General features: G+C 47.6%; 24 protein-coding genes and 3 tRNA genes. 22 read left to right on the plus strand and 5 right to left on the minus strand.

Features of this window, described 5'->3' with window-relative positions; genetic code table 11:
- Window positions 1-116 precede the first annotated feature (116 nt).
- Both Q7S83_02845 and Q7S83_02850 read left to right on the plus strand, forming a co-directional pair.
- Window positions 117-893, plus strand: a complete 777-nt coding sequence (locus Q7S83_02845; GenBank protein MDO8467056.1) for a hypothetical protein — start codon at window positions 117-119, stop codon at window positions 891-893.
- Window positions 894-1,014: 121 nt separating this feature from the next.
- On the plus strand, window positions 1,015-1,977 hold the full coding sequence (locus Q7S83_02850) for a hypothetical protein (protein MDO8467057.1): 963 nt from the start codon (window positions 1,015-1,017) through the stop codon (window positions 1,975-1,977).
- 13 nt (window positions 1,978-1,990) lie between these two features.
- Here Q7S83_02850 and trpS read toward each other — a convergent pair whose 3' ends face one another.
- From trpS to Q7S83_02865, 3 genes are all read right to left on the minus strand, one after another.
- On the minus strand, window positions 1,991-2,974 hold the full coding sequence (gene trpS, locus Q7S83_02855; GenBank protein ID MDO8467058.1) for a tryptophan--tRNA ligase: 984 nt from the start codon (window positions 2,972-2,974) through the stop codon (window positions 1,991-1,993).
- 72 nt (window positions 2,975-3,046) lie between these two features.
- The gene (locus Q7S83_02860) at window positions 3,047-4,846 is read right to left on the minus strand and encodes a ribonuclease J (GenBank protein MDO8467059.1); all 1,800 of its coding nucleotides are present in this window, start codon (window positions 4,844-4,846) and stop codon (window positions 3,047-3,049) included.
- 88 nt (window positions 4,847-4,934) lie between these two features.
- Window positions 4,935-5,017, minus strand: a tRNA-Leu gene (locus tag Q7S83_02865).
- A 154-nt stretch (window positions 5,018-5,171) separates the two neighbouring features.
- On the opposite strand from Q7S83_02865, the gene Q7S83_02870 reads away from it, so the two are divergent.
- A tRNA-Met gene (locus Q7S83_02870) sits at window positions 5,172-5,243 on the plus strand.
- 31 nt (window positions 5,244-5,274) lie between these two features.
- Here the strand turns inward: Q7S83_02870 and Q7S83_02875 are convergent.
- On the minus strand, window positions 5,275-5,838 hold the full coding sequence (locus Q7S83_02875) for a DUF5701 family protein (GenBank protein MDO8467060.1): 564 nt from the start codon (window positions 5,836-5,838) through the stop codon (window positions 5,275-5,277).
- Between the two features lie 105 nt (window positions 5,839-5,943).
- Here Q7S83_02875 and Q7S83_02880 point away from each other — a divergent pair.
- The 7 genes from Q7S83_02880 (at window position 5,944) to Q7S83_02910 (ending at window position 10,194) form a co-directional block, all read left to right on the plus strand.
- A tRNA-Met gene (locus Q7S83_02880) sits at window positions 5,944-6,016 on the plus strand.
- A gap of 51 nt (window positions 6,017-6,067) precedes the next feature.
- Window positions 6,068-6,793: a triose-phosphate isomerase gene (tpiA, locus tag Q7S83_02885; GenBank protein MDO8467061.1), complete on the plus strand. Its 726-nt coding sequence runs from the start codon at window positions 6,068-6,070 to the stop codon at window positions 6,791-6,793.
- Between the two features lie 120 nt (window positions 6,794-6,913).
- Window positions 6,914-7,684, plus strand: coding sequence for an SIMPL domain-containing protein (locus Q7S83_02890; GenBank protein MDO8467062.1), 771 nt, complete (start codon window positions 6,914-6,916; stop codon window positions 7,682-7,684).
- Window positions 7,685-7,689: 5 nt separating this feature from the next.
- Complete coding sequence (locus tag Q7S83_02895) at window positions 7,690-8,334, plus strand: alpha/beta fold hydrolase (GenBank protein MDO8467063.1); 645 nt, start codon at window positions 7,690-7,692, stop codon at window positions 8,332-8,334.
- Between the two features lie 83 nt (window positions 8,335-8,417).
- Complete coding sequence (locus Q7S83_02900) at window positions 8,418-9,422, plus strand: hypothetical protein (GenBank protein ID MDO8467064.1); 1,005 nt, start codon at window positions 8,418-8,420, stop codon at window positions 9,420-9,422.
- Window positions 9,423-9,443: 21 nt separating this feature from the next.
- Window positions 9,444-9,644: a hypothetical protein gene (locus Q7S83_02905; GenBank protein ID MDO8467065.1), complete on the plus strand. Its 201-nt coding sequence runs from the start codon at window positions 9,444-9,446 to the stop codon at window positions 9,642-9,644.
- A 4-nt stretch (window positions 9,645-9,648) separates the two neighbouring features.
- Window positions 9,649-10,194, plus strand: a complete 546-nt coding sequence (locus tag Q7S83_02910; GenBank protein ID MDO8467066.1) for a hypothetical protein — start codon at window positions 9,649-9,651, stop codon at window positions 10,192-10,194.
- Between the two features lie 429 nt (window positions 10,195-10,623).
- On the opposite strand, the gene Q7S83_02915 is transcribed toward Q7S83_02910, so the two are convergent.
- Window positions 10,624-10,974 carry a hypothetical protein gene (locus tag Q7S83_02915; GenBank protein ID MDO8467067.1) on the minus strand — a complete coding sequence of 117 codons (351 nt, stop codon included), beginning with the start codon at window positions 10,972-10,974 and terminating at the stop codon, window positions 10,624-10,626.
- An 86-nt stretch (window positions 10,975-11,060) separates the two neighbouring features.
- On the opposite strand from Q7S83_02915, the gene Q7S83_02920 reads away from it, so the two are divergent.
- The 12 genes from Q7S83_02920 (at window position 11,061) to tyrS (ending at window position 21,794) form a co-directional block, all read left to right on the plus strand.
- Window positions 11,061-12,104, plus strand: a complete 1,044-nt coding sequence (locus tag Q7S83_02920) for a DNA recombination protein RmuC (GenBank protein MDO8467068.1) — start codon at window positions 11,061-11,063, stop codon at window positions 12,102-12,104.
- Between the two features lie 44 nt (window positions 12,105-12,148).
- Window positions 12,149-12,613, plus strand: a complete 465-nt coding sequence (locus Q7S83_02925) for a hypothetical protein (protein ID MDO8467069.1) — start codon at window positions 12,149-12,151, stop codon at window positions 12,611-12,613.
- 52 nt (window positions 12,614-12,665) lie between these two features.
- Window positions 12,666-13,361: a hypothetical protein gene (locus Q7S83_02930; protein MDO8467070.1), complete on the plus strand. Its 696-nt coding sequence runs from the start codon at window positions 12,666-12,668 to the stop codon at window positions 13,359-13,361.
- Window positions 13,362-13,406: 45 nt separating this feature from the next.
- Window positions 13,407-13,862, plus strand: a complete 456-nt coding sequence (locus tag Q7S83_02935) for a hypothetical protein (protein ID MDO8467071.1) — start codon at window positions 13,407-13,409, stop codon at window positions 13,860-13,862.
- 97 nt (window positions 13,863-13,959) lie between these two features.
- Complete coding sequence (locus Q7S83_02940; protein ID MDO8467072.1) at window positions 13,960-14,646, plus strand: hypothetical protein; 687 nt, start codon at window positions 13,960-13,962, stop codon at window positions 14,644-14,646.
- Window positions 14,647-14,745: 99 nt separating this feature from the next.
- Window positions 14,746-15,978 carry a transcription termination factor NusA gene (nusA, locus tag Q7S83_02945; protein MDO8467073.1) on the plus strand — a complete coding sequence of 411 codons (1,233 nt, stop codon included), beginning with the start codon at window positions 14,746-14,748 and terminating at the stop codon, window positions 15,976-15,978.
- A 34-nt stretch (window positions 15,979-16,012) separates the two neighbouring features.
- Window positions 16,013-17,977, plus strand: a complete 1,965-nt coding sequence (locus Q7S83_02950; protein ID MDO8467074.1) for a sodium-translocating pyrophosphatase — start codon at window positions 16,013-16,015, stop codon at window positions 17,975-17,977.
- Between the two features lie 89 nt (window positions 17,978-18,066).
- Window positions 18,067-18,507, plus strand: a complete 441-nt coding sequence (locus Q7S83_02955) for a hypothetical protein (GenBank protein MDO8467075.1) — start codon at window positions 18,067-18,069, stop codon at window positions 18,505-18,507.
- 54 nt (window positions 18,508-18,561) lie between these two features.
- Window positions 18,562-19,470, plus strand: a complete 909-nt coding sequence (locus tag Q7S83_02960) for a trigger factor (protein ID MDO8467076.1) — start codon at window positions 18,562-18,564, stop codon at window positions 19,468-19,470.
- A gap of 17 nt (window positions 19,471-19,487) precedes the next feature.
- Entirely contained in the window at window positions 19,488-20,102 is a 615-nt protein-coding gene (gene clpP, locus Q7S83_02965) for an ATP-dependent Clp endopeptidase proteolytic subunit ClpP (GenBank protein ID MDO8467077.1), read from the plus strand.
- A 254-nt stretch (window positions 20,103-20,356) separates the two neighbouring features.
- Complete coding sequence (locus Q7S83_02970; GenBank protein MDO8467078.1) at window positions 20,357-20,599, plus strand: hypothetical protein; 243 nt, start codon at window positions 20,357-20,359, stop codon at window positions 20,597-20,599.
- 55 nt (window positions 20,600-20,654) lie between these two features.
- On the plus strand, window positions 20,655-21,794 hold the full coding sequence (gene tyrS / locus Q7S83_02975) for a tyrosine--tRNA ligase (protein ID MDO8467079.1): 1,140 nt from the start codon (window positions 20,655-20,657) through the stop codon (window positions 21,792-21,794).
- Window positions 21,795-21,914: the final 120 nt, after the last annotated feature.

Consider the following 21,914-nt stretch of genomic DNA (forward strand, 5'->3'; position numbering starts at 1 on the left):
GGATTATTCTGTTTCCGGGGAACTGTCTGGCGGAGTAGTTGACAAATAGGCTCACTTATGCTATATTTATTGAAGTCAATTGCACTTTCAAAAACCCCATTTTTAGGAGATGAGTCATGATCCAGACTGTTGTTGTGGACACGAGGAAGTTTCTTGAAGGGGCGCTAACGCCAATTCAAGAAGAGCAAGAGATGGAGCTTGAATGCCTTCGCGCCGAAGAGGCTCGGCTGGAGGTAATCCACCAAGCAGAGAAGACCGGTGGATGGACTTCGGTACGGCAGGCGATGATGCTGATGGGCTCGCATTGCGTGGGACTGAAGCAGATCATCGATCGTTTCGGCTTGAGTCTCCTGCCTCATGAAGTTCGAGGTCTGGAGATCGTGAACTATCCAGAGGACATGCTCTGGAGCCTGCGCAATTCGCATCTGCTGATTGCGGGCGCGCCGGTGACTATGCTCGAGATTAGGCAGGCGGCCTGCAAGAGGCAGAAAGACCAGAAGCTCGGAGATTTCTCATACGACGACCAGTTTTTCGCCATTCGTGAGATGCAGGCGAGGTGGTACCTGGTTTCGCGTGAAATCACCCGTAACTCGCTCTATCGGACGATGCGGGACCATGACGAGCGAATTTTCAACAATCCGATGCATGAGCGTCTTGGCGCTCCGGAGCTCGCCTATGTCGCTTCGGTTTCCCGGTTGATCGTGGGTGAGCCGATGCTCCAGAACGTCGCTGCTTTCACCAGCGATTCCGTTTCCGACGAGTGCGGGCGGAAGTGCCCGGTCTTCGTCGGATTCTCCGGCGAGTTCGGGGTTGCGGTTGGGACCTGTGCCGGTGATCGTCCGATGGCCAACATCGGAGCGATCGTCAGCGTCCGGCCCTGCGCCAAGAAGTAGAGGCGCCGGAGATGGAAGAGTAAGCAGACACCCGAGAGAGGTTCTCTCTCGGGTGTTTTTTATTTGTAAATAATAGACCTTCTTGTTATAAAGTTATCAGTTCGTTGAAGAGGAGGTTGGGATGGAAAACGAAGTTGAAGTGACCCAGACGTTCTATCCAAAGAAGTTTAATTGGAAAGGATGGGCGATTACTGCCGGAACCTTCGTGTTATTTGTTGTCGCTTATTCCACTCTTCTTGAATGGAAGGCTGCGCTGATGTTCTCGGTTTTTCTGTTTATCCATGAAATGGGTCATCTGGTGCTCTGCTGGCGGAAGAAGGCGATGGCCACACCGCCCATTTTCATTCCTTTCATAGGAGCCTTGATTAAGATTGACCCGACGAAATTCACCACAGTGGATGAAGCCGAGGTCGGTTATGGAGGGCCTTTTTGGGGTTCGGTTGCTGCTGCGGTTGGGATGCTAATCTGGACTTTACTGCCCTCTCATCCGGAATTTTTGCTCTGGTCGAGCGCCTTCGCTTTGGCGCTAAACTTTATCAACTTGGTTCCTCTCCGTCCTTTGGATGGTGGGCGGATTACCCAGGTGATTAGCGGTTGGTTTCGTTACCTTGGCCTGCTGGTGGTGTTGGCAGTTGTCATATTCGTACCCGCCAATCCCGCACTCTGGCTGGTGGTCGCGTTGATTATCTATGGGCAGGACGAGAACGGACTACTATTCAAAGGAGCAGCTACTTTGCTGATTGGCGCGGCGATGGTTGTGATGATGAGTTTCGCCGAAAATCCGGCGAAGATATTGTGGGCCCTTCCTGTGTTTCTGGGCTATCTGCATCTTTCTACCGTCAGCAACATTTATAAGCTCTGGAAATTTAAAAATAAATTGAGTCAGTTGGAAGATGAGAAGAAGTTGACTGATATTGCCGATTGGCGGAACAGGGCCGATGCCCTTCTCTACGGCGCTCAAAAACCATTGCCGTCTGTGCGCGTCCGACTCAAGTGGCTGGCCTACTACCTTCTGCTGGCTGTTATGTTGTTGGCGCTGATGTATTGGGCGTTTGCTTCCATAATGGCTTTTCTCCAGCAGTAAATAAAAAATCGGCCTAAAGGCCGATTTTCTTTTTTACCTCCGCCATTTTCTTTTCGGCGGATTTTTTTGCTTTGGATGCTCCGGCGCGCAAAGCAGATTTTAGGCTGACCGGTTTTTTTATCAAGGCCAATTTCTTTTTACGGAAGGGGGCGAAATATTCAATCAGATAATCTGAAAGCGAATGCTTTAATTCCCCATAGTTCATTCCGGAAAATCCGTCAGCTAACTCCTCGATGGATTTTCCCGAGACTGCCGACATCATCCCCAGCATATTCGAAATGCCCGGCTTATTTTTCGGGTCATATTTTATTTCGTTGCCGGAATCAGTGACGGCGGTGCGGACTTTCGATTCAATGATTTCCGGAGCGTCATCGATGAAAAGGCAGCCTCCCGGCCGGGATTTGGACATTTTTTTGGACGGATCATCTAAGCTCATTACTCGAGCGGTCTTTGTCATCACCGCCTGCGGCTCCGGGAAAGTTTCTCCAAAACGAGTATTGAATTTTCGTGCAAGGGTGCGAGCCAGTTCTAGATGTTGGAGCTGATCTTCACCGACCGGAACGAATTTTGCGTCATATAGCAAAATATCCGCCGCCATTAGAACCGGATAGGTGAATAGGCCAACGTTTATATTTTCTTTTTGAGTCGAAGCTTTGTCTTTGAATTGAGTCATTCTCTGCAATTCACCGAAAGGCGTTACTGTTTCTAGGATTTTCGCTAATTCTACAGATTCCGGCACGGCGGATTGTACGAAAATTTTGGATTTTTTCGGGTCCAGACCAGCGGCGAGATAATCGGCGGCCAAATTAAGGATTTGTTCCTGTTTTTGCTGCGGGTCGAAGTTTTCGGTTAGTGAATGATAATCAGCAATGAAAAAATAGCAGTCGTATTTTCCGGAATTTTGCAGGGCAACGAAATTTTTCAGCGCGCCTAAATAGTTACCGATATGCAATCGGCCTGTTGGTTGGATTCCCGACACCAAGACTGGTTTACTCATACAGAAATTATACTTTAAGTGACTGCAAAACAAAAAGCGCCCCTCGGGGCGCTTTTTGCGATCTTTGTGATTTTAGATCTCGATCACTACCGGCAGAATCATTGGCCGACGCTTGGTTCTAGTATACAAAAGTTGGCCGACTTGATCGCGTATCAGAGTTTTCAGATAATCAGCTTCAACGCTCTTGTTGTGTGGCACCCTTTCGAGCACTCCGCGGATTTTACGGCGGATTTCGTTGAGCAGCTCCTGATTTTCTTTCAACAGAATAAAGCCACGGGAAATAATGTCGGGGTTTTTCAGGATCTTTCCGTCGGAGCGGCTGACGGTGGTGATAATCACTACCATGCCTTCCTGAGAAAGCATGCGGCGATCACGCAACACGACTTCTTCCACGTCGCCCACGCCCAAGCCGTCTACCATTACATAGAAAGCCGGCACTTCTTCTTTGCTGACAACGAAGGTGTCTTTAGTAATCAAAGCTACCTGACCATTGTCCATCATGATGGTATTCGCTTTTGGAATACCTACAGACTGCGCCAATTTGGCAGTGTGTTTTCTCATGAAGTAATAGGCGTGCACCGGCACTACGAATTTCGGTTTGACCATTTTCACAACCAGCTTCAAGTCTTCTGAGTGAGCGTGTCCGCTGGCGTGAATATCCAGCAGTTTAGAGTTGTAGATTTCATCTACCTGACGGGCGACGTTGTCTTGCAGGGCTTGAACGCTCCGTTCATTGCCCGGAACTACCGAAGAAGAAAAGATAACCGTGTCAGTTGGTTTGAGTCGCATAGTTTTATGCTCTCCGGTTACGATTTTCATCAATCCGGCGTTTGGCTCGCCCTGCGCTCCAGTAGTTAATACCAAAACCTGATTGTCTTTGTACTTATCGATTTCTTCAATCGTAATAATCTGATCTTTCCGAGTTTTGATGTAGCCGGTAGTCATTGCGATTTGGACGTTATCTTTCATTGAGCGTCCGTTGAGCGCCACCTTGCGGCCCAAACGATCGGCAATTTTCAAGATTTCCGCGATGCGAGTCATCAAAGAGGCGAAGGTGCCTACGATGATTCTGCCTTTTGCGCCCACAAAGAGTTTTTCCAGATTTTCTTCGATATTTTTTTCCGACAGAGAAAATCCTTCGCGAATGGAATTGGTGCTATCCAGAAAGACGGTGTGGATATTCATTGTTCCCAATCTTTCAAAGATTTCGAGGTTAATCGGCTTTCCGTCTTGGGTAGTGTCCAAGCGGAAGTCGCCGAAATTGACCATTTTTCCCGCCGGGGTATCAATACAGATTCCAAGAGCATCCGGAATCGTGTGGGAAATATCGAAAAACTCCACGGTGAAATTTTCCGAGACTTTTATCTTGTCGCCATTTTTTACCACCACGAATTTCGGCTTGGAGACGTTCGGGAATTCGCTAAAACGGCGCTCAATTAAGTGGCGCGTAAAGCCGGCGGTGTAAATCGTCGGGCTGCCCATCTTGTCGTAGAGATAGGGAAGGGCGTGAATGTGGTCGTAGTGGCCGTGCGTGAAAATAATTCCTTTTACGTTTTGTTTTTTTTGCTCAAGGTAGGCGACGTTCGGAATAATGTAGTCTACTCCCGGGGTTTCTTCTTCCGGAAATTGAATACCGACATCGATTACGATGATTTCGTTTTTATATTCGAAAAAGGCGCAGTTGCGGCCGATTTCTTCGAGTCCGCCCAGCGGAACGAACCGCAAGGTGTCTGACGTTTCGGTTTTTGGGGCTACGACTTTTACTGCCACCGGAATTGGGGCTTTCAGCGGGACTCCGCTACGGACACCGGAACTAACTGGGGCGCTTGGCGCGGCCGGAGTTCTCGGTCTGATTGTTGGGACTTTTATCATACTGACGTTTATATTTTTTTATTTTTGTATTACCCAAACACAGCTTATATATGTAGGGTTTTTCGACTTTTGAGATTTTTTCTCAAAGTGCTCTCGAGAGGATTCGAACCTCCATGCCCTTGCGAGCGTACGCACCTGAAGCGTATGTGTCTGCCGTTCCACCACGAGAGCGGTGTGGTTAATTTCGTGTAAAAGAATGTATGGGGAGGCCGGAAACAAAGGAGAAATTAACGTTACTTACATTATATAGGAGGAAAATGACAAAGTCAAGGGCTCGTTAAATTTCTTGCCAAAAGCGGGATTTACGGCTAAATTACCAAGTATTGCCGATGTAGCTCAGTGGTAGAGCAGGGTTTTCATAAGACCAAGGTCGGAGGTTCGATCCCTCCCATCGGCACAAAAATAAACACCCCGGGAGGGGTGTTTTGTTATTCTGCTCTTTCGAATGAAGCCATTCCATACGTCGGTTTGCCGGCGGAGGAAAGTTCAGAAGAGGAAAGAGTCGGGTGATGTTCCCGGACGCTTCCATTGCCGAGCAAGAGGGCCGGAATTAAGTTTTTTTCAATCCGCGAGCCGCCGACGTCAATCCGGGTGTTTTCGTTGATGACATGAATATCTTCTCGGAAGATTGCCAGCACCAAAGCAGTGTGGGCAGGGAAGCGTCGGGAATCAGAGAGTTTTTGGATTGCCGTTTCTGGAGAAATTCCACGCATCGCCCGGCCATCGTCTATTCCGTAGCACCAATACATAAATTTTTTGGGAAGGGGGACTACATTTTCATGTGCTTGGAGTTGCCGCATCTCCAACCTGCTCACAATCCCAAGAAGGGCACATTGCTTGGTCAGGCTGATGAAGGTCTCCGAAATCACCAGAATTCCTCCAACTTTCGGTTTGCCGGCGCACTCTTCAAATTCACCCTCGGTTATTCCGGCTGCTTCATGAAATTGCAACTTAATTAGCTTTTCTACCTGCATAGGTGTTGTGGGTCCCATCTGTCGCCCCCTTTCTTCATAGGTCCCCGTTTCTCTGTAGTTAAGGTACTCACGGAGCATAAAACATCCGTTTGATAAATTCAATTCCTTGTGGTAATATTCGGGCGCGGGGTAGAGAAGCAGTTATCTCGTCAGGCCCATAACCTGAAGATCGGGGGTGCAACTCCCTCCCCCGCAACTAGTAAAGACAAAAGTCGCCCAATGGGCGATTTTTGTTATAATCTAATCAATGAGTAAAATAATTATTGCGAACTGGAAATTAAATCCTTCTTCTCCGGTGGATGCCGAGAAGTTGGCGAAAGAAAGTGATTTGAAGGGTTTGGTAATCGCCCCGCCGTTTCCATTTTTGGAATTCGTGGCCGCTATTATAAAAAAAGCCACACTGGGCGCCCAAGATTTATTTTGGGAAGATGCGGGCGCATATACTGGAGAGGTTTCGGGAGCGCAGCTGAAAGCGTTGGAAGTTGAGTATGTAATAATTGGCCACTCCGAGCGTCGTAAGAATCTAGGCGAGACGGATGAAATGGTGGCGAAAAAAGTGGGCGCCGCCGTGAAAGATGGACTCAAGCCGATTATCTGCGTCGGTGAGACTCGTGAGCAGAAAGATAAGAATAAGACCGCGGAGATAGTGGAGCAGGAAGTTCGCATCGGACTTTCCCGAGTCTCGGGCACCAAAGAAGAAATAATCGTGGCCTATGAGCCGATTTGGGCGATTGGTACCGGCACTCCGGATACGCCGGAGAATATGTTGAAAATGGTAAAGTTAATAAAAGAAGTGGCCGCGAAGATGGATATAACAAATGTGCGATGTATCTATGGTGGCTCCGTGAATGGTCAGAATGCGGAAGACTTCCTCAAGCATCCGGAAATAGAAGGCGCCCTTGTCGGAGGAGCAAGCCTGAAAAGTGAAGAAATTATAAAAATAATAGAAATAGCAAAAAAATATGCCCGGTAGCTACAAGTTGGATAATTTTCCGATTTAGCCGCTGGATGTTAAATAAAAATATGAAGAATAAAAAACAAATCATTTACAAAGTCGCAGTCAATATAAACAATTCAATTTGTAGCACCGGGTATGCCAAATAAATTCGAACAATCAAAAGTATACTTCTGGCCGATACTCAATGTCCTGTTAATAGTAGGAATCTTATTCTTATTGGTTATTGGTAAATCAATTTGGAAGCAGAGCGCTTCTTTGTATCCGGCCCGCACAATCAACGTGTCCGCTGAAGGGAAAACTACAGTTGCCCCGGATTTGGCGACTTTGTCGTTCTCGGTAGTTTCGCAGGGAAAAGATCCGGTAAAACTTCAGGAGGACAACAATACTAAAATCAACAACGCCTTGGATTTCGTGAAGGCACAGGGAATAGACGCGAAGGACATCAAAACTTCCAATTACAATCTTTCCCCGAACTATCACTGGGATGAAAAAACCCGCGTCAATTCTATTGACGGATATACCCTAAACCAATCGGTGGTCATCAAGGTGCGTGACCTAGCTAAAGTTGCCGTTCTCCTTGGCGGCTTGCCATCCTTAGGAATCAATCAGATCGGCGGAGTGGACTTTTCTATTGATGATCAGGATAAATTCCTGAATGAAGCCCGCGAGGAAGCTTTCGCGAAAGCTCGCGCAAAAGCTGAGGCGATGGCAAAGTATGGCGGCACCAGGCTTGGTAAGGTGGTGACGTTCAGTGAGAGCGGCGGAGGATATCCGTATCCGATGTACTACGCCAAAGAGGCAAGCATGGGAATGGGCGGTGATATGGGGATGCCTCCGGCGCCAAGAATCGAGCCGGGCAGTCAGGAAGTCACTGTGAATGTGAATGTGGTTTACGAAATTTGGTAGTCACGATGCAGCTTAAGACCTCTGATGGAGTGAATATCGCCTATGACTGGTATCCCGCCAAAACACCGGCGGGATATTTAGTTTTGGTTCATATGATGCCGGCGACGAAAGAATCATGGAAAGAGTTTGCGGAAGCGGTGCAGAAAGAAAATTTCTCGAGTATCGCCATCGATCTCCGCGGTCACGGGCAGTCCGATGCCGGTCCGCAGGGATACAACGCCTTTGCCGACGAAGAACATCAGCAAAGCATTAAAGATCTGGAGGCGGCGCTGGATTTTTTGAAAACCCAAGGCGCAGAATCCGAAAAAATTACTTTAGCCGGCGCATCAGTCGGATCAAACCTCTGCATTTGGTATTTATCGGAGCATCCGGAGATCAAATCTGCGGTGGCGCTTTCTGCGGGGGAGAGTTACCGCGGAATTCATATCTTGCCGATGTTGGCGAAGCTCCAATCTGACCAGAAGTTGTTAATGTTTGCGAGTGAAGACGATGTAAGAAGTGGGGGGAGTAATGCGTCAGTTAATAAGAGGCTTATAGAAGCTGTTCCGGAAGGAGTCGGCCGGGAGTTGGCTGTCTTCGCTACCGGCGGGCATGGCACAGATTTCTTGCCACAGGCCACCGCGAAGATTTTGGAATTTCTGAAGAGTTGAGTATACTTCATATTATAAAAAGGTCCCCACACATAAAGGAGTGGAGTTATGTATGGGACAAGTCGAAAATAAAAAATAAAAAAATGATTAAAAAAATAATTGTCAGTTTCAGTTTGGTGGCGGCAATGGTTGCCCCGGCTTTGGTTCGTGGAGAAGAAGTGGGCGCGGCTGTCAATGTCGGGGTAAGAGCGGAAGTCAAAGCGGACATTCGCGATCTTAAGTCAGATTTAGAAATGCAGGTTAAGGCTTTGCAAGAAAGAGCCGCGCGTGAAGCGCGCGAAGTTAAGGCGGCGCGTGACGCAGCTTCCGGTCAGGCCACGGGAAAGAGAACGCAGACGGGGACAGAAGTAAAAGCTGAATTTCAGGTTAAGGCTCCGAGAGATTCGGCCAGCGGACAGGCGACGGGCAAGCGTCAGTACGCGCCGATCAGATTACTTAAGGCCGTTGGCGAGGAAACTCAAGAGATGCGGGCTAATCTTCAAGTTGATTTGAAGGCTAGGAGGGAGGTAGTGGCAGAAGAGCTTAAAATGAAGCGTGAAACTTTGCGCGCAGAAATAGAGGTTAAGCGTGAGAGTATGAAAGCTCAAATAGAGGCCAAGCGCGAACAGCTGAAAGAGCGTTTGAAGGTAGTTCGAGATGAGAAAAAGAAAGAAACTGTGGAGAAAATGGATCGTCGCTTGGATGAAATCAACAAGAATCGCACCGACCATTATCTGAATGTTTTGGAAAAGTTGAGTAAGGCCGTAGAGAGGATTATCAGCCGCGCCGATAAGGCCGCGGAGCGTGGTCTTGATGTAGCTGCCGTGCGAACTGCAATTGATGCCGCTGAGGCCGCGATTGCTACGGCAGATGCCGCAGTAAAAGCGCAGGCCGCGAAGACCTATACGATTACTGTTACCACCGAAGTTGAATTGCGCGCTGCTGTGAAAGCCGCTCACGATGCTTTGAAGGCGGATCTTAGGAAAGTTCATGATGTGGTGAAGGCTGCGCATGAAGCTGTCCGTAAAGCAGCTGTTACTTTGGCGCAGATTCCTAGGGTAGACGTAGAAGTTGAGGCGAGCGTCAGCGCAAGCACTAATACTCAATAAAAGCATTAAAAACAAATTACAATGAAAAAAAATCTAGTTTTGATCTTAGTGGCAGTAGCGCTTATCGTATTGGGATTCTGGTATTGGAATTCCGTTAAGGAAGAAGCAGCCCCGCTTTCCGATGATAATAGCTCCGCCATTAATGCGGAATTGAATGGAGTAGACCTGGGAGATTTGGATGCCGAATTCAAGGATATAGAAGCTGAATTAGGCACCCTTTAAAGATTTGAAGCAAAGCCAACTTCTAAAACACCTTTTGGTTTTAGCGGTAAGTATAGGCGCGGCAATTTTATTGTCGCGCCTTGGCGTTTTTGAGCGGCTTTTGGAATTATCAGGCGGGTTCCAATTGATCGGAATCTTTATCGCTGGATTTTTCTATACTTCCGCGTTGACCATTGCTCCCGCTACCGTGGCTTTAGCCGAATTGTCGGTGGGTAGTTCTCCTTTGTTGGTGGCGCTGGTGGGCGCGGTAGCGGCTACTATCGCCGATCTGATTTTGATGACAATCGTGAAAAGGGAAGAGGGGGACGTTGAAGAGGTGCTTCGGCATTATCATCTTTCTCGGGTGCGAAGATTTTCCCATCTACCGCTGGTACGGCTGGGCATGGGAATAGTCGGTTTTTTAGCAATCGCCTCGCCTTTGCCGGACGAGCTGGGCCTCGCTTTAATGGGCGCTTCCGGGGTTCGGCCCACAATATTCGCCGGGTTGTCGTATCTAGCCAACTTTGTCGGGATCTTCGTGCTGTCTTCGGTTGTCCACAGTCTGGTATAGCATTCTCACTCCTCGGTTTGGTATTATTCTAATTACACAACAAAAACGGCCCTGATCATCGGGGAGCGGATTGAGTAGTGCATTTAATTGCCCTGCGTTGGTTGAAAGGATTAGGTATGTGGATGTGAGGTCTACGCACATAATCCTTCTGACTGAATTGCAGACCTGCTCGATTTGCTCTTCAACGAAAGGGGCTTTTTTTGTTGATTCGAACTTTCCCCTCCCTCAACCCGTTCCGTTTGCTCCTACGGCAAACTCCACTTAACGCTCGCGCTAATCGGGTTTTTGTTAAAGATATATTATACAAAAACCTCCTAGCCGATTAAGCTCGCTCGGGTTTCGATGATGGCAAAGTTCGAATCAACAACCTGCGGAGTTGTTGATGGGAAATGAAAAACCCCTCGTCTAGCGAGGGGTTTTGTTTGTACCTTAGGCAATTTCTTTCAGATTGAGAACTTCGAGCATTTGCTTGCGGATTTCCAGGTCATAGGAGGTTTCGGGCGCATCCGCAGCTCTAGCAATCGTATCGGCGGTCCATTGGCTAATGCCCATCTTTTTGGCGGCTTCTAAATAGCGCCTGCAGCCAACCGGTTTACCGCAGCGGCTTGCATAGACTTTCGTTATTGGGCAGGCCGAGCCAGGATTACATCCTGCACGCAAGTTTGAGCTGTAGCGACAACCAATAGAGCTCCAGCTTTTTACGATCTTAAACTTACCTTTGTGCTTCGCCAGTTCCTTCATGAACTGCGCCATTGTCATTTTTGGCTTTTTCTTGGCCACAACTCTTCCTTTCAATGAAACCGAATAGATAATAGCTCAAATCTTTGTTTTTGTCCAGTCGGCGGTCTTCGGTGTATAGTAAGCATATGGACTTCGTCTCTATTGGAATCATTATCGCCGTTCTAGTTGCCGGGTTTGTCGTTCTTTATGTTGCCCTCAAGCCAAAAGAGAAGGCGCCTGACCAGAGCATGTCGATGCTTCAGAATCAGATTCACGAGATTGGGAGGGTTTTGGATACGAGGTTGAGCGAATCTAACCGCGCCATGCAGAACCAGTCGGGCGCAAGCGCCAAATTATTTGGCGATGTGAATGCCAAACTCGCTGTGGTGGAGGAGACTTCCCGTCAGACACTGGCGATGAATGAGCAGATTAAAAAACTTCAAGATACGCTCACCAATCCGAAACAACGCGGCATTTTAGGAGAATATTTCTTGGAAACAGTTTTAAAGAATGTATTACCGCCGGGTTCTTATCAAATGCAATACTCGTTTAAAGACGGCGTAATTGTGGACGCGGTGGTATTCGTGGATAAACGAATTATTCCGGTAGATTCTAAATTCAGTTTAGAAAATTATAATCGCTTCGCGGCGGCAACCGATCCTTCGGAAAAGAAAAAACACGAGGCAGCTTTTGTGGGGGATATTAAAATGCGCATTGATGAGACTTCTAAATATGTGAAGCCAACGGAAGACACGATGGATTTTGCTTTCATGTTTATTCCATCGGAGGCGATTTATTATGATTTGCTTATCAATAAAGTTGGTTCCAGCGCAGAAGATAAAAATCTGATTGCTTATGCCTTTCAGAAAAAAGTGATTATCGTGTCGCCGACTTCTTTCCTCGCTTATCTGCAAACAGTTTTGCAGGGGCTTCGTAATCAGAAAATTTCCGAAGAGGCGAAGCATATTATTAAACAGGTGGATAACTTGAGAAAGCATCTGATTACTTATGAAGATTATTTCGGAAAAATCGGCAAGAATCTGGGAACTACGGTGAGCATGTATAACCACGCCTACAAAGAATTCGGGAAGATAGATAAGGATGTGTTGAAAATTACCGATAAAGGGATGGAGGTTGAGCCGCAATTAGTGGAAGCTCCCGCTATTGAAGAAAAAGAGGGGCTGTTCTAAACTTTTCCTTGGCACTTTATACATAAGGAGATTGTATGCCTCAGATGAAAATCGAGAGCGGTCCGATGATGAATCAGGTAAAGTTGACGACTTCCGCTGAAGAACTTTTTGAGCAGGGTAAGTATGATCTTTTTAATTTCAATATCCCATTTTCGGCGTTTCCCCGCGAAACAGTAATTCTGGCTGGAGAAGATGCGGTACGGGAAGTTCGCGCTGATGATGCTTGGCTTCTGGTTTGCGACACCGATCTGAAGGGCGATGACGCGAGAAGGATGATTGATGAGCTTGGTTTCAAGCCCAGAGGCGTACGTGAAATTTTGTGCCTCGGCATAAACTATCCAGAGGAGCAGATGCGGCGGCCGATTGTGGCCATCAAAGATACCAGCGGTTATCACGCTTATCTCTATGGCGATGAGTGCGAGAAGGCGATGAAGCGCCGCAAGATTTATGTTGGCTCGACCAGTGACTACTGGGAATCCGGTTGTCGGTTCTTGTGCGTAAAGAAGTAATTTTTTCAACCGCCATTCGGCGGTTTTTTGTTTTTGTAATAAAGTTAAGTGGATGCAAGAACTAATCGCAAAAAGGCGACAACAGGTTTTACATGATGAAAAATGGCAAAAGTTTTTAAATCGTGCCCGGCTTTTCCGGTTTATTCCATTTGTTGATTTAGCTCTGGCGGCCGGCTCGATGGCGGTAGGAAATGTGGGTCCGCAATCAGATTTTGACGTAATCGTCGGCGCCAGGCTCGGGCGGATTTTTACCGCCAGATTTTTTGCGGTGCTGGCTTTTGGAATTTTCGGCTGGCGGAGAAAAAAATTAAGCCACAAAGAAGCGGCGGCGGATAAGATTTGCCTGAATCATTTTGTGACCGAGCGGGCCTATCGGTTGTCTGGTCCGCATGATGCCTATTGGAAGAAGCTTTATCAAAACATTGTTCCTCTTTTTGGCTCCGTGGAGACAGTGAATAAGTTTTTTTCCGCCAACAATGATTGGGTCGGGGTGCCTGTAAGTTTCGTGGACGATTTACGCCATAATCGGAGCCGCCGCGCTTTCTTGAGAATCTTCTTGGAAAAATTACTATCCGGTCAGATGGGAATTCTTCTGGAAAAAGTTCTTCGGAAAATTCAGATAGAGCGAATCGAGCGGGGATTGAAGAACGACCCGCCCGGCTACAAGCCCCGCATTATATATGGAGACGACGAGTTGGAGTTTCATCCCGATACTAGAAGAATTGAAAAGCTAAACGAAACGTTGTAGCCTGTCTTTAGTTACTCGACACCTTCTACTTCATGAGGAGCCACAGTGGAAGCGTTCAACGTCTCGGAAGATTTGATGGATAAGTGCCTGAAAAAACGGCCCAATCAGCTGAAGTTAATGAGGGCCACCCACAATCATCAACTCGACCAAGACGGAGTGGACTTCCTTATCTATTTTAAATTTAAAGACGCTGACGGCACTCTCCAGTTTTTCCCGCTGGCTTTGCCGGTACAGGTGAAGACTTCTGATGATGCTAATACGGTCGGGGTCATTTTGCCTCTGCCGGATGCACTTCCCCCAAAGCTGAAAAACCGGATAACACTAAGAAAACTGGGCCGTATACGAAGGCATCAGGGAAAGCATGGTCACATTTCCTGCATCTTGTTTGTGGGCCGCCCAGCGGACGGGAAAACTGAAGCTGCCATTTTGGAAGACATCTGGCGTGAGCTGAAGAAGATGAAAGATTTTATCAAAAGGTATCGGTTCCCGCATTTTAAATAATCAAAATCTCCCCCACTGGGGAGATTTTTTTATCTTATTTACTTTTGCAGAACTGGGAATACAATTAAATCTAGAACTTAGATAAGGAGAGCCTGCAGTGAATACTTCACTGACGCGCTTGTCGTGCGCTTTGATCCTTTTTGCAGTTGCCGGCTGCGCTGCTGTTCCCGTGGCTCCGCCTGTAGCGCTGGAGTCTCGTCATGGATTCACGGTTCGTGGCGACGTGACACAGGAGGTGGTAGATAAGTTGGATAGGATTTTGGATGATATGGAGCCCGACCCCGTTTCGGCTATTCACTCTGTCGAGGTAACAAAAGATCATTCCAAGTGCGAAGATTGTAGCGCTTATTGTACGCCGAGCGGCCACATCCTGTTTCTGGATTATTCCGTCAATGCGGCCGACACGGTTTTTCATGAAGTGGCGCACGCGCATCATTTTGCCCGAGGCTGCCGTAGTCATGTTTGCTCCTGTGGTTTCTGCAGCGAGTGGCGGAGAATTGCTGGTGATGTTTACGGGAAAGGGAAGGATTACCGTTATGGTAAGCCGGATGATTATCCCGGCTACGGAATGGTCTCTTACTACTCGAGCAAGAGTTACTGGGAGGATGTCGCGGAGATGACCAGTGACGCTTACTGCTACAAGACCGGCCGAGATTCCGCGCTGCGCCGCCTGAAGGCTGCCGGCGAGCTGGATGAGGACCCGAGATACGGGAAGAAGCTGAAACTGCTCGCCAAGTATGGATTCATCAGTCAGAAGTTGTGTGATGAGATTCTAAAGCCTTGACTATTTGAAATAGTTAGATTATAATGAATTTATTCACTGATTGGTCGCTCTCCGAGCGGCCAATCTTTATAAAAAGTCCAAAATAATAAAAATAAAAAAATGCTTTTCGATCTCAAAACATTGAAGCGGGCGGTCGACCAAATTGCGGAAGAAAAAGGAATTGATTCGGCCAAGATATTGGAGGCCATCGAGTCATCGATCGCCGCCGCGTATAAAAAGGAATATTGCCAGAAGGGCGAGCTGATTAAATGCAAATTTGATATCAAAACCGGAGATATGAAATTTTGGCAGGTAAAAACCGTTGTTGATGAGACTACGGTCAGGTTCGTTGAAGAAGGAGCCGCCCCCGAAGGGGGCGAGCCTCGTCCAGTTGAAGCTGGGCGGGAGGAGGTTGGCGCCCAGGGCGAGATTTTATTGCCCAGATATAATGAAGACCGGCATATTTTGGTTGCCGATGCTCAGAAAATTAAAGATGGCTCTAAGGTTGGCGATGAATTGGAGTTCGCCTTGGTGACCAAGGAAGATTTCGGCCGTATTGCCGCGCAAACTGCCAAGCAGGTTATTTTGCAAAGACTTCGCGAAGCGGAGCGGGACGCTATTTTGGGCGAATTTAAAACCAAAGAAGGTGAAATTGTGAGCGGCGTTGTGCAACGCTTTGACCGCGGCAATGTTTATATCGATCTTGGCCGCACCGTCGGCGTGCTTTTTTTCAACGAAACTATTCCGGGCGAACATTATCGCGCCGGAGAGCGGATGAGGTTTTATGTGACGGCAGTTCAGGCCGACGCAAAAACTCCGGGAATTATTTTATCGAGGGCCCATCCGAAATTCGTGGCCAAACTTTTTGCCATGGAGGTTCCGGAAATTAACGACGGCGTTATTGAGATTAAAGCTTTGGCCCGTGAGCCGGGGAGCCGCACCAAGATTGCCGTTATTTCTAAAGTAGATGGTGTGGATCCGGTAGGTTCCTGTGTTGGTCAGAGGGGAACTAGAGTGATGGCGGTGAGTAATGAATTGGGTCAGGAAAAATTAGACATCGTGGAATGGTCCGAAGATCCGGCAAAATTCATCACTAATTCTCTGTCTCCGGCGAAAGTGAAGGAGGTGCAGATTTTACAGAATCGCGCCGCGAAAGTTTTTATTCCGGAGGATCAGCTAAGTCTGGCAATCGGCAAGGGCGGGCAGAACGTCCGCTTGGCCGCTAAACTGACCGGATGGAAAATCGATGTCCGTTCGGCGGAAAAGCCGGAGGTTGCTCCGGAAGGAGGAGTCGCTGAAGTCGTAGAGGCCGAAAAGGCAGTTGGTGAAGGTGATGCAAAAATAGAGGCTTAATTACTAAAGAACTAATAACCAATAACTTATAACTATGAACCTGTATTACTTAATATTCACTCCGGTAGCAGTAGCCATCGCTTACAGCGCCTACATTATGCTGTGGCTGAAAAAGCAGCCTTCCGGAAACGATCAGATGCGCGCTATTTCTTTGGCGATTCAAGAAGGCTCGGCCGCTTATCTCAACCGTCAATATAAAACTATTGCTTGGGTGGCGTTGCCGGTATTTGTGATTTTGTGGCTGGCTCTTGGGCAGACCACCGCCATCGGATTTTTGATTGGAGCGGTAGCTTCTTCGGTGGCCGGTTATATCGGTATGAATGTTTCGGTGCGCTCTAATTCCAAAACAGCAGAGGCAGCTCACAAAGGCTTGGGAGCGGCTTTATCTTTGGCATTCAAAGCCGGTTCGGTAACCGGATATATGGTAGTCGCTCTCGGTCTGCTTTCTGTAGCGGGATTTTATTTCCTGACCGGAGATCCGAAATCTTTGATTGGCTTGGGCTTCGGCGCTAGCTTGATCTCTATTTTCGCCCGCTTGGGTGGTGGAATTTTTACTAAAGCCGCCGACGTTGGTACCGACTTGGTTGGTAAGGTAGAAGCAGGAATTCCCGAAGATGATCCTCGGAATCCCGGAGTAATCGCTGATAACGTGGGCGACAATGTTGGTGACTGCGCCGGTATGGCCGCCGACCTTTTTGAAACCTATGCGGTCACTTTGACCGCCGCGATGTTGATTGGGGCGCTTACTTTGTCCGGTGGCCAGCTGGCCTTCCCGTTGGTGCTGGGCGGATTAGCAATCGTTGCTTCAATTTTAGGCGGATTATTCGCAAAACTCGGAAAGAGTAAATCCATAATGGGGGCTTTGTATAAATCTTTGATTTCCGCCTTAGTTATTTCCGCCGGTCTTTTCTATTGGGCCTCGAGTGTTTATTTTCCCGAAAACACTTTGAACATTTTCTTCGCGACCGTGGTTGGTTTGGTAGTTACGATTCTGATGGTGGTGGTTACTGATTATTACACCGCTAAGAATTATCGCCCCGTTAAATCTATCGCCGAAGCTTCCCGCTCCGGTCATGGCACGAATATTATTATGGGTCTTTCGGTCGGGATGGAGTCTACTGCCTTGCCGATTTTGATTATTGTTGGCGGAATTTTGGCGGCCTTCTCCTTGGCCGGACTTTACGGCATCGCTTTGGCGGCAACCGCCATGTTGTCGGTCGCCGGAATCGTAGTGGCGATTGATTCCTTTGGTCCGATTACTGATAACGCCGGTGGCATCGCCGAAATGTCTAAAGCTCCGCAGGAAGTTCGTGAAATTACCGATGCTTTGGACGCGGTGGGCAACACCACGAAAGCGGTGACTAAAGGCTATGCCATTGCTTCGGCCGGATTAGCCGCTTTGGTTTTGTTTGCTGGTTATGTGGAAGAGCTTTCAGCGGTAGCGAAAGATGTGGTTTTTGAATTGCAGGATCCATTTGTGGTGGTCGGCTTATTCTTGGGCGCCGCCATTCCTTTTTTGTTTGGTTCGATTGCGATGCGCGCAGTTGGAGAGGCGGCAGGGGCAGTCGTTGAAGAAATCCGTCGTCAATTCCGGGAAATTCCGGGAATTATGGATGGAACCGGTAAGCCGGACTATGCCCGTGCCGTGGATATCGTTACAAAAGCTGCTCTTGGAAAAATGATTGTGCCGGCGATTTTGCCGATTGCCGCTGTCTTAATTGTCGGTTTCACTTTGGGCCCCGCCGCTTTGGGTGGCCTGTTGATCGGAGCGATTGTATCCGGTTTGTTCGTGGCCTTATCAATGACTTCCGGAGGAGCCGCTTGGGATAACGCGAAAAAGTATATTGAATCCGCAGGAGCTAAGGGTACTGAGTGGCACAAGGCCGCTGTTACCGGAGATACCGTGGGCGATCCGTATAAAGACACCGCCGGTCCGGCAATTAACCCGCTTATTAAAGTCATCAGCATCGTAGCGCTTTTGATTGTTCCGCTTCTTTAAAGAAATCCGACTTGTCCCTCACATAGCTTGCTATGTGAGGGATTTCCTGCTATAATTCCTTGGTTCTTCAGCACTTTAAGGAGTTGTCTATGTCCTTTTGGGGCGGGCTCGGAGTCCTCGCGCTGTTGTTCTTAGGGGTGAGTTTTGTAATTTGTGTGGCGTTGGGAAAACTCCTGAGAGTAAACCGTTTGCAAATGGAGGACTGCGGAATAGCCGATGCCGTTTGGGCAATACGGAAATTCATCGATCAAGAGGTTACCGGAGATGTTCAATTCCACATTCGCCGGCGTGATTATTACGACGAGATTGTTCCGGAAGAAGAAGCCGGAATTCCGGAGGCGTGCGTTGTCTGCCGGGCATTTGACCGCAAAGATACAGAAAAGGAAGATGCCCGCCCGCCACTTCTAGTGATTGACGGGCACTACATTCCTCTCTGCTCTGGGCACAAGGATTTCGTAAAGGAATTCGAAGGTCGTATCAAGGAAGGGATTTCTTCTTCTGACGAGTCGGAAAAAGCCCCTTCTGGATAAAACCAGAAGGGGACCTTATATAAATTATTAATAATTAACAAATAACTTAATTCAATGAAGTCCAGTTTTAAAAAAGTTACAGGTTCGCAAATAGTGGTGGAAGTTACCTTAGAGCAGGAGGAATTTTTGCCGTATTATAAAAGCGCTTATGACAAGGCGCTGGCTTCAGTGCAAGTGAAAGGCTTCCGCCCGGGTGCCGCGCCTAAAGAAATGGCTGATCAAGGAGTGGACAAAGAAGCAGTTTTTAATCAGTCCGCGCAGGCGGCAATCCGTTGGAGTTTAGATGAAATTTCCAAAGACAAAGAATGGACTTTAATTGATGCCCCGAAGGTGGAGGTAGAAGAGGCGAAGTTGGGGATTAAATATAAAGCTACCCTGACTGTTTTTCCGGAGATTAAACTCGGCAATTATAAAAAAATCGCCAATAAGGTAGTGAGTGAGAAAAAAGAAGTTTCAGTTGAGGCCGGTGAATTGGAAAAAACTTTGGAGTGGCTTCGCCAGTCCCGCAAAGAAGGCGAGAAGGTCCCGGAATTGAATGATGAGTTTGCAAAAACAGTCGGGAAATTCCAAACCCTTGAGGAGTTGAAGAAAAACGTGAATGAAGGAATTTTGATGGAGAAGCAATTCAAGGAGCGGGACAGGCTACGTTTGAAAATGCTGGAAGAAATAATCAAAGCTTCGGAAATTGATTTGCCTTTGATTATGGTGGAGAAAACAGAGGCGAGTATGGCCAAGCAGCTTGCCGCGATGCTGAAGGCTTCTGGTAAAACCGACGAGCAGATTCACAAAGAACTACACGAGCGCGCCGGCCATAACGTGATGAGCAACCTAATAATTTATAAGATTGCCCAAGATGAGAAGTTGGAGCCTACTCCGGAAGAGGTTGGAGAAGAGGGGGATTACAACTATAATTATGGTGTGCTTCTGAATGAGAAAGTTTACGCATTCCTAGAGAAACAATAGGCCAAAACTAACGACAAATGACTAACGACAAAAGAGAAATAAGAAACGATTATTTGATACCGACAGTCATTGAGCGCGTCCCGGGAGGCGAGCGAGCTTTTGATATTTACTCCAAGCTATTGAAAGAGCGCATTATTTTCTTGGGCGGTCAGATTAATGACGGCTTGGCTAATGTAGTCATTGCCCAGCTTTTGCACTTGGAGCATGAAGATCCGAAGAAAGATATTAAGCTTTATATCAACAGCCCGGGAGGTTCGGTGACTGCCGGTTTGGCAATCTACGACACTATGCAATACGTGAAGCCCGACGTTTCCACGATTTGTGTTGGTATGGCGGCTTCCATGGGGGCAGTTTTGCTGGCGGCCGGAAAAAAGGGAAAGCGTATTTCTTTGCCTAATTCGGAAATAATGTTGCATCAGGTGATGGGAGGCGCTGAAGGCCAAGCCGTGGAGGTAGAGATTGCCGCTAAGCATATTTTGAAGATTAAGGATCGCTTGAATCACATTCTCGCCAAGCATACCGGTCAGACATTGGCGAAGATTGAAAAAGACACCGACAGAGATTATTTCATGAGTGCGGAAGAAGCGAAGGCTTACGGGGTAGTAGATGAGATAATTAAGAGCAAGAAATAAGGTTAACTTCTTTAGCTTCCCTCAACCCGGAAATTTTATCCCAGCGAAAAATTTCCTTGTCCTCGCAACGGCGGGGTTTTTATGTCGCGTTCGCTCCAAATTATATAAAAACCACCTAGCCCGCCTGCTGTGGGGTTTCGGATAAGCCAAAGAAGCTCCACTCAGTCTAATTTGACATTAGACATTTTGCATTCTATTATCTAGCCAGCATTGCGATTGAAGTTTACAAGGAAAGAGGAGGTCAGATGTTCGGAATGTCGATTTTTACCGTGGCGTTCGTAGTTTTCCTGATTGGCTACGCGATTCATTATATGAAGGGCGAGGAACCGAATGCGACTTGGTGTTTGGTGATGATGGTTTGTGGAGCGGTGATGACGCTTGGCAACGTGCTCGGTCTTTTGATGGGGAGCCTCATTTCGGGATTGCTGCTTTTTATGACCGTCCCAATGACGGTTCAGTATTATCGGATGTGGCAGATAAAAAAGAGAGGATGGTAAATTTTCAGCCCCCTGCGTTTTGCGGGGGTTTTTCTTTTCAGTTAGAATAAAAGGAATGAATGAAAATCTTTTAACTCGCGGGATAGAGGACGTAATCGTGAAGGAGCATCTGGAGGAGGCTTTATCCGCCAGCCGGCGGACCGGTAAAAAGTTACGGATTAAGTTCGGCGCTGATCCGACCGCGCCCGACCTTCATTTGGGCCATGCCGTAGTTCTGCGAAAGCTGAAAGAGTTCCAAGATGCCGGGCATCAGATCGTTTTGATCATCGGGGATTACACCGCCAAGATTGGCGACCCGTCGGGCCGCTCCAAAACTCGCCCATCGCTAACCGACAAAGAGATTAAGGTAAATGCCAAGACTTATTTCAAGCAAGTTGGAAAGATTTTGAACTTGCGCAAAACGGAAGTCCAATACAACAGTAAGTGGTTCAAAAAAATGAGGTTTGCCGACGTGCTGGAGTTAATGGCAAAATTTACCACTCAACGAATTTTGGAGAGAGACGATTTCACTAAACGCATCAAAGAGGGGGTAGAGGTCTATTCGCACGAACAAGTTTATCCGATGATGCAGGCCTATGATTCAATCATGGTGAAAGCCGATGTAGAAGTTGGCGGCACCGATCAGCGGTTTAATATGCTCGCAGGCCGCGATCTCCAGCGTCATATGGGTTTGCCCGAGCAGGATGTGATCACCTTTCCGCTTTTGGTTGGCACCGATGGAGAAAAGAAAATGTCCAAGTCCCTGGGTAACTATATCGGCATTACTGAAGCGCCGGATATGATGTTTGGCAAAGTGATGTCAATTCCCGATAAGTTGCTGGAGCAGTATTACAAGCTTTGCACCAGCCAAGAGCGCACCCTACCCGACCCGCGCGAGGCAAAGCTTCGTTTGGCAAAGCTGATAGTGACGCAATATCACAGCGAGAAAGAAGCAGAAAAGGCGGAACAGGAATTTATTCGGGTGGTTTCGCATGGCGAGGCGCCGGCGGATCGGCCTAAGCGCAAGGACTTGGCGGGAAAATCAATTCTCGATGCGATTAGTGTAGTCAATATAGTTTCCAGCAGGAGCGAAGCTCGTCGCTTGATAGAGCAGGGAGGCGTGGAGATAAATGGCAAAAAAGTCTCCGACCCTAATGGGATAGTCCCATCCGGAGCCACCGTAAAAGCAGGCAAGCGCCACTATTTCGATACTTGAGACCTCTTGTGTAATTACTTTTCTACTGCAATTTCCATATTTTGGCTACGGCTTTGTAGAAATTTCTTGAAATATAATTTATATATTCCTTCGTAATTTTTACTTTGCCTCGCCTAAAAT

It is taken from the genome of bacterium (genome assembly GCA_030646995.1).
Taxonomy (GTDB): Bacteria; Patescibacteriota; Minisyncoccia; order UBA6257; family WO2-44-18; genus JAUSKF01.